Source organism: Streptomyces colonosanans (assembly GCF_001866645.1).
Taxonomy (GTDB): domain Bacteria; phylum Actinomycetota; class Actinomycetes; order Streptomycetales; family Streptomycetaceae; genus Streptomyces; species Streptomyces colonosanans.
This window is the reverse complement of sequence record NZ_MLYP01000102.1, coordinates 16,566-30,509: the sequence shown is the minus strand read 5'-3', so window position 1 is coordinate 30,509 and position 13,944 is coordinate 16,566. Positions and strand designations below refer to the sequence as shown.

The window sequence follows — 13,944 nt, the reverse complement described above, 5'->3', positions numbered from 1 at the left end:
CCTTGCGTTCCGGAGTTGCTTCAGACGCCTTTTCCTCGTTTCACAGGCTGCAGGTCGTGCAGCGAGCAGTTCTAGCTGTGTTCGCTCGGTTTCCGCCGCCACAGGGGCACGACTGCAGAGAAGGGAAAGTTCGTGAAGCACAAGAAGAGCGCCGCCATTGCCGCCGGCGCCATCATGACTCTCGGAATGGCTGCCCCGGCGATGGCCGACGCGGGTGCCAACGGCGCCGCGGCCGGTTCCCCGGGCATCCTGTCCGGCAACGTCGTCCAGGTGCCCGTACACATTCCGGTCAACGTGTGCGGCAACTCCATCGGCATCGTCTCGCTGTTGAACGCGACAGGCCGTAACACCTGCGCGAACACCTGACGTTGCGGCCGTAAGCGGCTGATGTCCTCGCACCAGCCGCCCGACTGAGTCACGGTCGGCCTTGGACTGCCCTCTTCGGCTCCAGGGCCGGCTTTCCCGCTTTTCCGCTTCTATTAGTAGGAAGACAACGAGATTGCGACAGACCCTGAGCAGGGGAATGGTCGCGGCTGCCGCCGCGACGGGAATTCTTTCCCTCTGCGGAAACCCGGTGTACGCGGACTCGCAGGCCGACGGCGCCACGACCGGATCACCCGGCATCGCGTCCGGCAACACGCTCCAGATCCCGGTGCACATCCCGATCAACCTCTGCGGCAACTCGGTTGACGTGGTCGGCGCCCTGAACCCGGCGTTCGGCAACGCCTGCGCCAACCGGTCCGACAGTCCCGGGCCCGCCACCGTTCCGCTCACTCCGGCCACCCCGGACACCCCGGCCGACACACCCCGGGAGATCCCGGACACTCCCGCTGTGCCGGCTACCTCGGACACCCCGGACACTCCCGCTGTGCCGGCTACCTCGGACACCCCGGCCGACACGCCCCGGGACGACGACACCGTGGACCACGGCGGCTCCAGCACGCCGCCGCAGGTGCCGGCCGACAACAACGTCACACCGCGCGGAACCACGAACCAGCCGCCCCACAGGCCGGTCACGACGCCCATCGGCTCTTCGTCCGTCCCGTCCTCCCACAAGTCGGCCACGCTGGCCCAGACCGGCAGTGAGGACATGCTCGCGGCGTCGGCCGTCAGCGTCGCCATGCTGGCCGGCGGGCTCATCCTGTACCGGCGAGCCCGGGCCGTATCCCGCTGGTAGTGCCGCGGGTGCCGGACATCTCGCGCCCGGCACCCTCGCCGCTCACGCACACCGGTGAGCCCCCACTTGCGGCCCAGGAGGCGCGCCGCCCCTGGGCCGCGCCCGTCCGGCCTTCCACGGCGCCGTCCGCGCAACTTGCGGACGGCGCCGTGGGCTGTGCACGCCGCAAGAAGCGGCAGCCCCGCCCACCCGAATTCATCATCCGTGTCACAAAGAACTCGCCCGTGTCACAGATGTCGCGTGTCCACAGTGCTTCCGTCACACCCGGTTCACAGGCCCTTCCCCCCGCGCACTCTCTGTCGTTGACCGATCACAGGCTTCGTGATCGCCAGCGCAGCGCCCGGCTCCCCCGACGACCACCCCCGGTCACGCCGTGGCGCGCGCGGGGAGGTGCTACTGATGACCGACCGTCGACTCTGGTCGTACAAGGAGATCGCCGCGCACATCCGGGTGCAGCCCGACACCGTGAGGTCGTACCGCAAACACGGACTGCTACCGCCGCCCGATCATGTGGAGGGCGGAAGACCGTACTGGTACGCGGACACGGTCCGCGCCTGGGTCGCCTCCCGCCCCCGCAACCGCGGAACGACCTGACCACCGCTCTCCCTTCGAGTGGCCCGTCCCGTCCGGGGCGGGCCATTCGCCCGTCGTGACGGGCCGGGAGGTCCTCCGGCCCCGCCCGCTCCACGGCTCGACGGCCGCCAGTCCCCCACCTGCCACCCCTGTCGCCCCTGTCGCCAGAGGACACGCCGACCGACCGAGCCCCCCACCCGAAGAAACCATCCCGGACTGCGACGCGCTCGCCCCCAACCTAAAGTTCGGACAAAGCCGCCCGAACCGAGGGAGCCGCAGTGACCCAGCCTCCGCCACCCGGCACCCCGACCGTGCACGTACCCGCGCCCCCAAAACCCCCGCCGCCGTACCCGCGGATCCGCGCGGGCCTGTGGAAACGCGCACTGTGGGGCGGCCTGACCCTCTGGGCACTGACCGCGATCGTCACTTACGCGACGAAGAACACCACCCTGCTGCCGACCGTGATCCTGCTCGGCAGCTTTCTGACCCCCGTCACATTCGTCCTGTGGGCCTACGAGCGGCACGGCCGCGACCTGGGCGTGAACGTGATCCTCGGCTGCTTCCTGACCGGCGGGACCCTGGGTGTGCTGGGCGCGTCGATGATGGAGTACTACCTGCTGCACCCGTCCCTGTGGATGTTCGCGGGCGTCGGCCTGATCGAGGAGGCGGCGAAGCTGGCCGCGCTGATGTTCGTACTGCGCCGGCACGCCCGGCTGCGCGGATTGCGCACCGGGCTGGTGCTCGGCGCGACCGTCGGCTTCGGCTTCGCAGCCCTGGAGAGTGCGGGGTACGCGTTCAACGCCGCCGTCTCCATGGAGGGCATCGATCTGCACGCACTGCTCCAGACCGAGATCCTGCGCGGCGTACTCACCCCCTTCGGGCACGGCCTGTGGACGGCGATCGCGGGCGCCGCCCTGCTCTCCCGCCGACGCCCGAACGGGCGCTTTCCGTGCACCGGACCAGTGATCGGCACCTATCTCGGTGTCTCGTTACTGCACACACTGTGGAACTCGGCACATGGCCTTGCGATCTGGCTGGCCACCCTGATGACGGGCGCGCAGCTCGACCACTCGTTCTTCGCACAGGGGCACATCCCCGCCCCCACCGCGGAGCAGCGGCAGTTCTTCGTGTTCTTCTCCACGGGCGAACTGATCACCGTGTGTCTGCTCGGCCTCGCCTGGGCTCGGTCCCTGACTCACCGGGAACCCTCGTGGACAGATACCCCCTAGGGGTATATGGTGACGGACGTAAGCCACACACCTCCCCGAGGAGTAACGACATGACCGCGCAGACCGAAACCCCGGGTTCCGTGACGACCGTCTACAAGGTGAGCGGGATGAGCTGCGGACACTGTGAAGGCGCCATCTCCGGCGAGATCTCCGAGATCGCCGGCGTCAGCGCGGTCACGGCCGTCGCCTCGACCGGCGAGGTCACGGTGGTCTCCGCCGCGCCCCTCGACGACGAGGCCGTCCGCGCCGCCGTCGACGAGGCGGGTTACGAGCTCGTCGGCAAGGCCTGAACCACCAGCATCACTCTTCGCACCGGGCGGTGCCGACCAGCCGCTGCCGGCTCGGCACGGCCCGGTGCGTCGCCCGGAGACCGAACATGACCAGCACGACAGCACCAGCTCCGACGAACCGGGCCGCGCACTCCGAGGTCGAACTGACGATCGGCGGGATGACCTGCGCCTCCTGCGCGGCCCGCGTCGAGAAGAAGCTCAACCGCATGGACGGCGTCACCGCCACCGTGAACTTCGCGACGGAGAAGGCCAGGATCTCGTACGCCGACGGGGTCGAGGTCGCCGACCTGATCGCCACGGTGGTGAAGACCGGCTACACGGCCGAGGAACCCCCGCCGCCCCAGCCCGACGAGCCCGGGGGTACGCCCGAAGAGGACCCGGAATCGGCCGCCCTCCGTCAGCGGCTGACCGTCTCCGCCCTGCTCGCCCTGCCCGTCGTCCTGCTCTCGATGGCGCCGGCCCTGCAGTTCGACAACTGGCAGTGGCTTTCGCTCACGCTCGCGGCGCCCGTCGTCGTCTGGGGCGGACTGCCCTTCCACAAGGCGGCGTTCACCAATGCCCGGCATGGCGCGGCCACCATGGACACGCTCGTCTCGGTCGGCACCCTCGCCGCCTTCGGCTGGTCCCTGTGGGCACTGTTCTTCGGGCACGCCGGGATGCCGGGCATGCGCCACGGCTTCGACCTCACCGTCTCGCGCACGGACGGATCGTCGGCCATCTACCTCGAAGTGGCCGCGGGCGTCGTCGCGTTCATCCTGCTCGGCCGCTATCTGGAGGCCCGCTCCAAGCGGCGCGCCGGCGCCGCTCTGAAGGCACTGCTGGAACTGGGCGCGAAGGACGTCGCGGTCCTTCGGGAAGACCGTGAGGTACGCGTTCCGGTTGCGCGGCTGGCCGTGGGCGACCGGTTCGTCGTCCGGCCCGGCGAGAAGATCGCCACCGACGGGACCGTCGTCGAGGGCGCCTCGGCAGTCGACGCGTCCATGCTCACCGGCGAGTCGATGCCGGTCGACGTGACCGTCGGGGACCCCGTGACCGGCGCGACCGTGAACGCCGGGGGCCGGCTGGTGGTGGAGGCCACCCGAGTGGGCGCGGACACCCAGCTCGCACGGATGGCGCGGCTCGTCGAGGACGCCCAGAACGGCAAGGCCGAGGTACAGCGCCTGGCCGACCGCATCTCCGGCGTCTTCGTACCCGTCGTGCTGCTGATCGCGCTCGGCACCTTCGGGATGTGGCTCGGCGTCACCGGCGACACGGTCGCCGCCTTCACCGCGGCCGTCGCGGTGCTGATCATCGCCTGCCCCTGCGCACTGGGCCTGGCCACCCCGACGGCACTGATGGTCGGTACGGGCCGCGGCGCCCAGCTCGGCATCCTCATCAAGGGCCCGGAGGTGCTGGAGTCCACACGGCGGGTCGACACGGTGGTCCTGGACAAGACCGGCACGGTGACCACCGGCCGGATGACCCTCCAGGGGGTGTACGTCGCCGAGGACGCCGACGAGAAGGAGGTCCTGCGGCTCGCAGGTGCCCTGGAACACGCCTCGGAGCACCCGATCGCCCGCGCGATCGCGGCAGGCGCCCAGATGGGGGTCCCCCCGCTCGAGCGAAGTCGAGAGTGGGGGAGCGCGGGTGACCTTCCGGTGCCGGAGCACTTCGAGAACGCCCCTGGGCTCGGAGTGCGTGGGCGCGTGGAAGGGCACGAGATCACGGTGGGCCGATTCCCGGGTGCGCTCCCCCAGGAGCCGGCCCGGGCGAAGGCCCAGGCCGAGGCGGAGGGGCGCACGGCCGTCGTGGTCACCCGGGACGGCGTGGCACTCGGTGTCCTGACCGTCGCCGACGCGGTCAAGGAGACCAGCGCGACGGCCGTACGGGAGCTGCGCGCGCTGGGGCTGACGCCCGTCCTGCTGACCGGGGACAACCGGGCGGTGGCCGAGGCGGTGGCCCGGGCCGTCGGTATCGACGCCGGTGATGTGATCGCCGAGGTGCTGCCGGAGGACAAGGTCGATGTCATCAGGCGGCTCCAGGCCGAGGGCCGCACCGTCGCCATGGTCGGCGACGGCGTCAACGACGCGGCCGCGCTCGCCACCGCCGATCTGGGCCTGGCCATGGGTACGGGGACGGACGCGGCCATCGAGGCGAGCGACCTGACACTCGTACGCGGCGACCTGCGCGTGGCCGCGGACGCGATCCGGCTGTCACGCCGGACGCTCGCCACGATCAAGGGGAACCTGGTGTGGGCCTTCGGCTACAACGTGGCCGCGCTGCCGCTGGCCGCTACCGGGCTTCTCAACCCGATGATCGCTGGCGCGGCGATGGCCTTCTCGTCGGTGTTCGTGGTCACGAACAGTCTGCGGCTGCGGACCTTCACGTGAGGCAGAAGTGAGGAGCCCCTCTGGAGTCCAACGCAGGCCTCACATAAGCTCTTCACAAGGCTCGCGCATCTCCCTTACGCCGGGGCTCGGTGGTCATATCCGGCCTCTTGCGCATCTTCGGGACATATGCAAGAGACGCAGATCACAGTGATGCGAACGTAACCAACGGAAGGGTTCGTGAGTCTAAGTTGACGATGTCAGAAGCGTCTTGGGGGGCGTGACTGACATCTGGGGATGTCTTGGGGGACGTTCCCGGGAAACGGCGTTGCCGGGGCACGTACACCGGGGAGCTTTGAGCGGCCCTCCCGTCCGTACGCGTCCCGGCAGACCGCGCCGCAGTGGTACTCCGAGTTCTGCTCGTTTTGCTCGCAGCGATTCAGGCGCTGTCCCGCAAACGCCCGGCCGGATCCCGTGGGGGGAATCCGCACCGGGACACGGGAAGGCGCCCTGGTCGTCGGCCCGTGGGGGGACCGGCGTCTCAGGGCGCCTTCCTTTTTTCGTCTGTCACCGTGGAGCAACCCGGCGTACGCCACTGTGCGGTGATGGCGTACGCCTCGGGTGGGTGCGGCGCTCAGCCCACCTCGACCGGGCTCAGCGCTCCTCGACCGGGACGAAGTCGCGCTCCACCACACCGGTGTAGATCTGGCGCGGACGGCCGATGCGGGAACCCGGCTCCTTGATCATCTCGTGCCACTGGGCGATCCAGCCCGGCAGGCGGCCGAGGGCGAACAGGACCGTGAACATCTCGGTCGGGAAGCCCATCGCCCGGTAGATCAGGCCGGTGTAGAAGTCCACGTTCGGGTAGAGCTTGCGCTCGACGAAGTAGTCGTCGGACAGCGCGTGCTCCTCCAGCTTGAGGGCGATGTCGAGGAGTTCGTCATCCTTGCCCAGGGCCGAGAGCACATCGTGCGCGGCGGCCTTGATGATCCTGGCGCGCGGGTCGAAGTTCTTGTAGACCCGGTGGCCGAAGCCCATCAGGCGGACGCCGTCCTCCTTGTTCTTCACCTTGCGGATGAAGGTGTCGACGTCGCCGCCGGAGTCGCGGATGCCCTCCAGCATCTCCAGCACGGACTGGTTGGCGCCGCCGTGCAGCGGGCCCCACAGCGCGTTGATACCGGCCGAGATCGACGCGAACATGTTGGCCTGGGACGAGCCGACCAGGCGGACCGTGGAGGTCGAGCAGTTCTGCTCGTGGTCGGCGTGCAGGATCAGCAGCTTGTCGAGCGCGGCGACGACGACCGGGTCCGGCTCGAACTCCTGAGCGGGGACCGAGAAGGTCATGCGCAGGAAGTTCTCGACGTACCCGAGGTCGTTACGCGGGTAGACGAAGGGGTGGCCGATCGACTTCTTGTAGGCGTATGCGGCGATCGTCGGCAGCTTCGCGAGCAGGCGGATGGTGGAGAGGTTGCGCTGCTTCTCGTCGAAGGGGTTGTGGCTGTCCTGGTAGAAGGTGGACAGCGCGGAGACCACCGAGGACAGCATCGCCATCGGGTGCGCGTCGCGCGGGAAGCCCTTGTAGAAGTTCTTGACGTCCTCGTGCAGCAGGGTGTGCTGCGTGACGTCGTTCTTGAACGTGGAGAGCTCGTCGACAGTCGGCAGCTCGCCGTTGATCAGCAGGTAGGCGACCTCCAGGAAGGTGGAGCGCTCTGCCAGCTGCTCGATCGGGTAGCCGCGGTACCGGAGGATGCCCTGCTCACCGTCGAGGTAGGTGATGGCGGATTTATAGGCGGCCGTGTTCCCGTAGCCGCTGTCCAGGGTCACCAGACCGGTCTGGGCGCGCAGCTTCCCGATGTCGAAGCCCTTGTCACCGACGGTGCTGTCGACCACCGGGTAGGTGTACTCGCCGTCGTCGTACCGCAGTACTACAGAGTTGTCGCTCACGTCTTCCCTCACCGACGTAGTGCCTCATCTTCGAGGTGCCCTGACTGTCTCTACCATCCCCCATTTGGCGCAGAAGAGTGCACTCGGGGTCGACCATTGGGCTCATTGGCGGCACTGAGTGCCGCCAACCTGCTCATCCTGCCCCCCTGCGCCCGGTTCCGGAAGTGCTGTGTGACCTTTCCGACTCATTTGATCGATCATTTTTTTGGATGCCCTGCCGAGCGGGTGCGGGAGGGGCGCTCTCAGCCTTCGAGGGGCCGGGGCGAGAGCCTGAAGTCCAGGGCCGTGCAGCGCCGTCCCGCCGACACGGAGCGCACCGCCTGACCGATCGCTCTGCGTGAGCCGACAAGGACGACCAGCTTCTTGGCCCGGGTGACCGCCGTGTAGAGCAGATTGCGCTGGAGCATCATCCACGCACCCGTGGTGACCGGGATCACCACGGCCGGATATTCACTGCCCTGCGAGCGGTGGATGGTCACCGCGTAGGCGTGCGCCAGCTCGTCCAGTTCGTCGAAGTCGTACGCGACCTCCTCGTCCTCGTCCGTCAGCACCGTCAGGCGCTGGTCGTCCGGGTTGAGCGAGGTGACCACTCCGACGGTGCCGTTGAAGACGCCGTTCTCACCCTTGTCGTAGTTGTTGCGGATCTGGGTGACCTTGTCGCCGACGCGGAAGACGCGGCCGCCGAACCGCTTCTCGGGCAGGTCGGGGCGGGCGGGGGTGATCATCTGCTGGAGCAGGCCGTTGAGGGTGCCCGCACCGGCGGGCCCCCGGTGCATGGGCGCGAGCACCTGCACGTCCCGGCGCGGGTCGAGGCCGAACCGGGCCGGGATCCGCCGCGCCGCCACGTCCACCGTGAGCCGGCCGGCCGCCTCGGTGTCGTCCTCGACGAAGAGGAAGAAGTCCTTCAGGCCGTCGGTGAGCGGGTGCTGTCCGGCGTTGATGCGGTGCGCGTTGGTGACCACGCCGGACTGCTGGGCCTGGCGGAAGACGCGGGTGAGACGGACGGCGGGGACGGGGCTCCCGTCGGCGAGGAGGTCCCTGAGGACCTCCCCGGCGCCGACGCTGGGCAGCTGGTCGACGTCGCCGACGAAGAGGAGGTGGGCACCCGGCGGCACGGCTTTCACCAGCTTGTTGGCGAGCAGCAGGTCGAGCATCGACGCCTCGTCGACGACGACCAGGTCGGCGTCGAGCGGACGGTCCCGGTCGTAGGCCGCGTCGCCGCCCGGTTTCAGCTCCAGCAGCCGGTGCACGGTGGACGCCTCGGCGCCCGTCAGCTCGGACAGCCGCTTGGCCGCCCGTCCGGTGGGCGCGGCGAGCACGACCTTGGCCCGTTTGGCCCGGGCCAGCTCGACCACGGAGCGCACGGTGAAGGACTTGCCGCAGCCGGGCCCTCCGGTCAGCACGGCCACCTTCTCGGTCAGCGCCAGCCGTACGGCCTCCTCCTGCTCGGGTGCAAGGTCGGCGCCCGTACGCGCCTTGAGCCAGCCGAGCGCCTTGTCCCAGGCCACGTCCCGGAAGGCGGGCATCCGGTCCTTGTCCGTACGCAGGAGGCGCAGCACCTGGGCGGAGAGGGAGAGTTCGGCGCGGTGGAAGGGGACGAGGTAGACGGCCGTGACGGGGTCCGCGCCGTCGACGGCGGGCACCTTCTCCCGGACGACACCGGGGTCAAAGCCGTCCTCCGGGGGCGCGGCCAGCTCGGCCAGGCACTCGATGACGAGCCCGGTGTCCACCTGGAGGAGCTTGACCGCGTCCGCGATGAGCCGCTCCTCGGGGAGGTAGCAGTGGCCCTGGTCGGCGGACTGCGACAGGGCGTACTGGAGGCCGGCCTTGACGCGCTCGGGGCTGTCGTGCGGGATGCCGACGGACTGGGCGATCCGGTCGGCGGTGAGGAAGCCGATGCCCCAGACGTCGGCGGCGAGGCGGTAGGGCTGGTTCTTGACGACGGAGATGGAGGCGTCGCCGTACTTCTTGTAGATGCGCACGGCGGTGGACGTGGAGACCTGGACGGTCTGCAGGAAGAGCATGACCTCCTTGATCGCCTTCTGCTCCTCCCATGCCTCGGCGATCTTCTTGGTCCGCTTCGGGCCGAGGCCCGGGACCTCGATGAGCCGCTTGGGCTCCTCCTCGATGATCGCCAGGGTGTCGAGCCCGAAGTGCTGGGTGATGCGGTCGGCGAAGACGGGACCGATGCCCTTGACGAGACCGGAGCCGAGGTAGCGGCGAATGCCCTGGACGGTGGCGGGGAGGACGGTCGTGTAGTTCTCCACGGTGAACTGCTTGCCGTACTGGGGATGGGAGCCCCAGCGCCCCTCCATCCGCAGCGACTCCCCCACCTGCGCACCGAGGAGCGCGCCGACGACGGTGAGCAGGTCACCGGCGCCGCGGCCGGTGTCGACGCGGGCGACCGTGTATCCGTTCTCCTCGTTGGCGTAGGTGATCCGCTCCAGCACACCCTCCAGGACGGCCCACTGCCGCTCGCCGCCCTGCCGCCCCGCCTCCTTGTTCATGATCTGACGCTACCGCCAGGGTCCGACAAGCCGGGGACCGGTAGGTGAACGCGCCTGCGGGTCCGCGTGGTTCGGAGACCGGCGCCTCGCCGCCGCTCATCTGAGCACAGGCAATCACATCAGGTCACAATCAGGTCTCGACCCCGGATTCACCCTTGCTTCACCCTCGTGTAATCGATTCCAATCCTTCATGTCGGCCGTGTAATCGATTCCACGGCCTGCACATCAACGCGGACTCACAAGGAGGTGGTTCCGACGATGGCAAGCATCAAGGACGTTGCCGCCGCGGCAGGCGTATCCGTCGCCACGGTGTCGCGTGTCCTGAACGACCACCCGTCGGTCAGCGCCGACGCGCGCACCCGCGTGCGGGCCGCCGTCGAGGCGCTGGGCTACCGCCCGAACGCCGTCGCCCGTTCCCTGCGCACCCACGAGACCCGCACCCTCGGTCTGGTCATCAGCGACGTGCTGAACCCGTACTTCGCACATCTGGCCCGCTCCGTCGAGGAGGAGGCCCGCGCGCTCGGCTACAGCGTGATCATCGGCAACGCCGACGAGCGGCCCGACCTGCAGGACCACCATGTGCGGACCCTGCTGGACCGGCGGATCGACGGGCTGCTCGTCTCCCCCACCGACGGCGGGTCGCCGCTCATGCTGGACGCCGCACGGGCCGGCACCCCCATGGTGTTCGTCGACCGGTGGATCGCGGGCGTCGACGTCCCCGTCGTACGCGCCGACGGACGGGCCGCCGTCCACGATCTCGTCGCCCACCTGTACGCGCTCGGTCACCGACGGCTCGCGATCATCGCGGGGCCGGCGGCGACCACGACCGGCAGCGAACGCGTGGAGGCGTTCCGCGTGGCCATGGGCGAGTACGGGCTTCCGCTCCCGGACGCCTACATAGGGCAGGGCGACTTCCAGGCGGAGAGCGGGCGCCGGGCCACCGAGCGGTTCCTCGACCTGGCCGAGCCGCCCGAGGTGGTGTTCGCCGCCGACAACCTGATGGCACTCGGCGCACTGGACGCCATCCGGGCGCGCGGTCTCAGGATTCCGGACGACATCGCGCTCGCCGCGTTCGACGACATCCCGTGGTTCGTGCACACCGACCCGCCGATCACCGCGATCGCCCAGCCGACGGCCGAGTTGGGGCGGGCCGCCGTCCACGCGCTCGTCGACCGTGTCGAAGGGCGGCCCCCCGAGTCCGTCACCCTCCCCGCCCGTCTCGTCGTACGCCGCTCGTGCGGCGAGCCGCCTGTCGCGCAGGCCCCCACTGCGCAGCCCTCCCCCCTGCAAAGGAGCAAGTCGTGAGCAACCCGGACGAGTTGCTGCGCATCGAAGGCATACGCAAGACCTTTCCCGGCGTGGTGGCGCTCGACAGCGTCGACTTCGACCTGCGCCGGGGCGAGGTGCATGTGCTGCTCGGTGAGAACGGCGCGGGCAAGAGCACGCTCATCAAGATGCTCTCCGGCGCCTACCGCCCCGACTCCGGGCGGATCACGGTCGGCGGCGAGGAGGTGCGCATCCACGGTGCGCAGGACTCCGAGCGCCTCGGGATCGCCACGATCTACCAGGAGTTCAACCTCGTTCCCGATCTGACCGTCGCCGAGAACATCTTCCTGGGCCGCCAGCCGCGCCGCTTCGGCCTCATCGACCGCAAGCGGATGAACGCCGACGCGGCCGAGCTCCTCGCCCGCGTCGGTGTCGATGTCGACCCGCGCACCCCGGTTCGTGAACTGGGCATCGCCCGGCTTCAGATGGTCGAGATCGCCAAGGCGCTGAGCCTCGACGCCCGCGTCCTGATCATGGACGAGCCCACCGCCGTCCTGACCACCGAAGAGGTCGACAAGCTCTTCCGGATCGTACGGAAGCTGCGCGACGACGGCGTCGGCATCGTCTTCATCACCCACCACCTGGAGGAGATCGCCGCCCTCGGCGACCGCGTCACCGTCCTGCGCGACGGCCGCAGCGTCGACCAGGTCCCGGCGAGCACCCCCGAGGACGAACTCGTACGGCTCATGGTCGGCCGGAGCATCGAGCAGCAGTACCCGCGCGAACGCGCGGACGCGGGGGCGCCGTTGCTCAAGGTCCGCGGACTCACCAGGGCCGGCACCTTCCACGACGTCGACTTCGAGGTACGGGCCGGCGAGGTCGTCGGCCTGGCGGGCCTGGTCGGCGCCGGCCGTACCGAGGTCGTACGCGCCGTCTTCGGCGCCGATCCGTACGACTCCGGCACCGTCGAGGTGCAGGGCCGCCCGCTTCGCCCGTATGACGTCAACGCGGCCATGGACGCCGGGATCGGCCTGGTCCCCGAGGACCGCAAGGGCCAGGGTCTGGTGCTCGACGCCACCGTGCAGGAGAACCTCGGCCTGGTCACGCTGGGCCGCTCCAGCCGCGCCGGTTTCGTCGACCGGGCCGGGCAGCGGCGGGCCGCCGACCGGATCTCCGGGCAGCTCAAGGTCCGTATGGCCGGACTGCACCAGCACGTACGGACACTGTCCGGCGGCAACCAGCAGAAGGTCGTCATCGGCAAGTGGCTCCTGGCCGACACCAAGGTGCTGATCCTCGACGAGCCGACCCGCGGCATCGACGTGGGCGCCAAGGTCGAGATCTACCAGCTGATCAACGAACTGACCGCCTCCGGTCACGCCGTCCTGATGATCTCCAGCGACCTCCCCGAGGTACTGGGCATGAGCGACCGCGTCCTGGTCATGTCCCAGGGCCGGATCGCGGGCGAACTCGCCGCGCAGGAAGCGACACAGGACGCCGTCATGGCGCTGGCCGTCAGCGCAACCGCAACAACGAACACAGCAGCAAAGGATGTGGAGGTCTCCCGTGGCCACTGACACGCTCAAGAGCAGTACGGACACGGGCAGGGCCCCCGCACTGCGCCGCATGCTCCTCGACAACGGTGCCCTCACCGCCCTGGTCGTCCTGGCCGTGGCGATGTCGTTCCTGTCCGGTGACTTCCTGGCCACCCAGAACCTCCTCAACGTCGGCGTCCAGGCGGCCGTCACCGCGATTCTGGCCTTCGGTGTCACCTTCGTGATCGTCTCGGCCGGCATCGACCTGTCGGTCGGCTCGGTCGCCGCGCTCTCCGCCACCGTTCTGGCCTGGAGCGCCACCAACCAGGGCCTCCCGGTCTGGGTCGCGGTCCTGCTCGCCCTCGGTACCGGCATCGCCTGCGGCCTGGTCAGCGGCGCGCTCATCTCCTTCGGCAAGCTGCCGCCCTTCATCGCGACCCTCGCCATGCTGTCGGTGGGCCGCGGCCTCGCCCTGGTGATCTCGCAGGGCAGTCCGATCGCGTTCCCCGACTCGGTGTCCAAGCTGGGCACCACCATCGGCGGCTGGCTGCCGGTGCCGGTCCTGGTGATGATCGCGATGGGCCTGATCACGGCCGTGGTGCTGAACCGCACGTACGCCGGCCGCACCATGTACGCGATCGGCGGCAACGAGGAAGCCGCCCGGCTCTCCGGCATCCGCGTCAAGCGCCAGAAGCTGGTCATCTACGCCCTGGCCGGCGGCTTCGCGGCCGTGGCGGGCATCGTCCTCGCCTCCCGGCTGGCCTCGGCGCAGCCGCAGGCGGCGTACGGATACGAACTCGACGCCATCGCCGCCGTGGTGATCGGCGGCGCCAGCCTCTCCGGCGGCGTCGGCAAGGCATCCGGCACCCTCATCGGTGCACTGATCCTCGCGGTGCTCCGCAACGGCCTCAACCTGCTCTCGGTCTCCGCATTCTGGCAGCAGGTCGTCATCGGCGTCGTCATCGCGCTCGCCGTCCTCGTGGACACGCTGCGCCGCCGCGCGTAACCGGCCCCTCGTCTCTCGCTCCCCATCCCCACGGAATCAACCCCCACCTGCAAGGAAGAGAACCATGCGCACCAAGCAGCTCTCGGTCGCCGTGGCCGCCGTCGCCACGCTCGC

10 protein-coding genes and 1 pseudogene are annotated in these 13,944 nt (G+C 69.5%); 9 read left to right on the top strand and 2 right to left on the bottom strand.

Annotated elements, in window-relative coordinates:
* Window positions 1-174: 174 nt before the first annotated feature.
* The 6 genes from BIV24_RS29470 to BIV24_RS29445 all read left to right on the top strand — a co-directional run bounded on the left by BIV24_RS29470 (window position 175) and on the right by BIV24_RS29445 (window position 5,638).
* The gene (locus BIV24_RS29470; protein WP_071369535.1) at window positions 175-366 is read left to right on the top strand and encodes a chaplin; all 192 of its coding nucleotides are present in this window, start codon (window positions 175-177) and stop codon (window positions 364-366) included.
* A gap of 133 nt (window positions 367-499) precedes the next feature.
* Window positions 500-1,177, top strand: a complete 678-nt coding sequence (locus BIV24_RS29465; RefSeq protein WP_143064698.1) for a chaplin — start codon at window positions 500-502, stop codon at window positions 1,175-1,177.
* A gap of 399 nt (window positions 1,178-1,576) precedes the next feature.
* Window positions 1,577-1,771, top strand: a complete 195-nt coding sequence (locus tag BIV24_RS29460; RefSeq protein WP_071369522.1) for a helix-turn-helix transcriptional regulator — start codon at window positions 1,577-1,579, stop codon at window positions 1,769-1,771.
* Window positions 1,772-2,028: 257 nt separating this feature from the next.
* Window positions 2,029-2,979: a PrsW family intramembrane metalloprotease gene (locus BIV24_RS29455; protein ID WP_071369521.1), complete on the top strand. Its 951-nt coding sequence runs from the start codon at window positions 2,029-2,031 to the stop codon at window positions 2,977-2,979.
* Window positions 2,980-3,029: 50 nt separating this feature from the next.
* Window positions 3,030-3,269: a heavy-metal-associated domain-containing protein gene (locus BIV24_RS29450; RefSeq protein ID WP_071369520.1), complete on the top strand. Its 240-nt coding sequence runs from the start codon at window positions 3,030-3,032 to the stop codon at window positions 3,267-3,269.
* An 86-nt stretch (window positions 3,270-3,355) separates the two neighbouring features.
* Window positions 3,356-5,638 (top strand): heavy metal translocating P-type ATPase, encoded by a 2,283-nt coding sequence (locus BIV24_RS29445; RefSeq protein WP_071369519.1) that lies wholly within the window; start codon window positions 3,356-3,358, stop codon window positions 5,636-5,638.
* A gap of 591 nt (window positions 5,639-6,229) precedes the next feature.
* Here BIV24_RS29445 and BIV24_RS29440 read toward each other — a convergent pair.
* Both BIV24_RS29440 and recD2 read right to left on the bottom strand, forming a co-directional pair.
* Window positions 6,230-7,519, bottom strand: a complete 1,290-nt coding sequence (locus BIV24_RS29440) for a citrate synthase (protein WP_071369518.1) — start codon at window positions 7,517-7,519, stop codon at window positions 6,230-6,232.
* A 242-nt stretch (window positions 7,520-7,761) separates the two neighbouring features.
* Complete coding sequence (gene recD2 / locus BIV24_RS29435) at window positions 7,762-10,026, bottom strand: SF1B family DNA helicase RecD2 (RefSeq protein WP_071369517.1); 2,265 nt, start codon at window positions 10,024-10,026, stop codon at window positions 7,762-7,764.
* A 258-nt stretch (window positions 10,027-10,284) separates the two neighbouring features.
* Here recD2 and BIV24_RS29430 point away from each other — a divergent pair, with 258 nt between their 5' ends.
* The 3 genes and pseudogenes from BIV24_RS29430 to BIV24_RS36620 all read left to right on the top strand — a co-directional run.
* Entirely contained in the window at window positions 10,285-11,331 is a 1,047-nt protein-coding gene (locus BIV24_RS29430; RefSeq protein WP_071369516.1) for a LacI family DNA-binding transcriptional regulator, read from the top strand.
* Entirely contained in the window at window positions 11,328-12,866 is a 1,539-nt protein-coding gene (locus BIV24_RS29425; protein WP_071369515.1) for a sugar ABC transporter ATP-binding protein, read from the top strand. The genes BIV24_RS29430 and BIV24_RS29425 overlap by 4 nt, the downstream gene beginning before the upstream one ends.
* A pseudogene (locus tag BIV24_RS36620) lies at window positions 12,856-13,827 on the top strand (ABC transporter permease); the annotation flags it as partial. The gene BIV24_RS29425 and the pseudogene BIV24_RS36620, both read left to right, overlap by 11 nt.
* Window positions 13,828-13,944: the final 117 nt, after the last annotated feature.

Coding starts and splice junctions, on each gene's coding strand:
- BIV24_RS29470 (WP_071369535.1), top strand. CDS start 175: ATGACTCTCGGAATGGCTGCCCCGGCGATGGCCGACGCGGGTGCCAAC.
- BIV24_RS29460 (WP_071369522.1), top strand. CDS start 1,577: ATGACCGACCGTCGACTCTGGTCGTACAAGGAGATCGCCGCGCACATC.
- BIV24_RS29450 (WP_071369520.1), top strand. CDS start 3,030: ATGACCGCGCAGACCGAAACCCCGGGTTCCGTGACGACCGTCTACAAG.
- BIV24_RS29445 (WP_071369519.1), top strand. CDS start 3,356: ATGACCAGCACGACAGCACCAGCTCCGACGAACCGGGCCGCGCACTCC.
- recD2 (WP_071369517.1), bottom strand. CDS start 10,026: ATGAACAAGGAGGCGGGGCGGCAGGGCGGCGAGCGGCAGTGGGCCGTC.
- BIV24_RS29430 (WP_071369516.1), top strand. CDS start 10,285: ATGGCAAGCATCAAGGACGTTGCCGCCGCGGCAGGCGTATCCGTCGCC.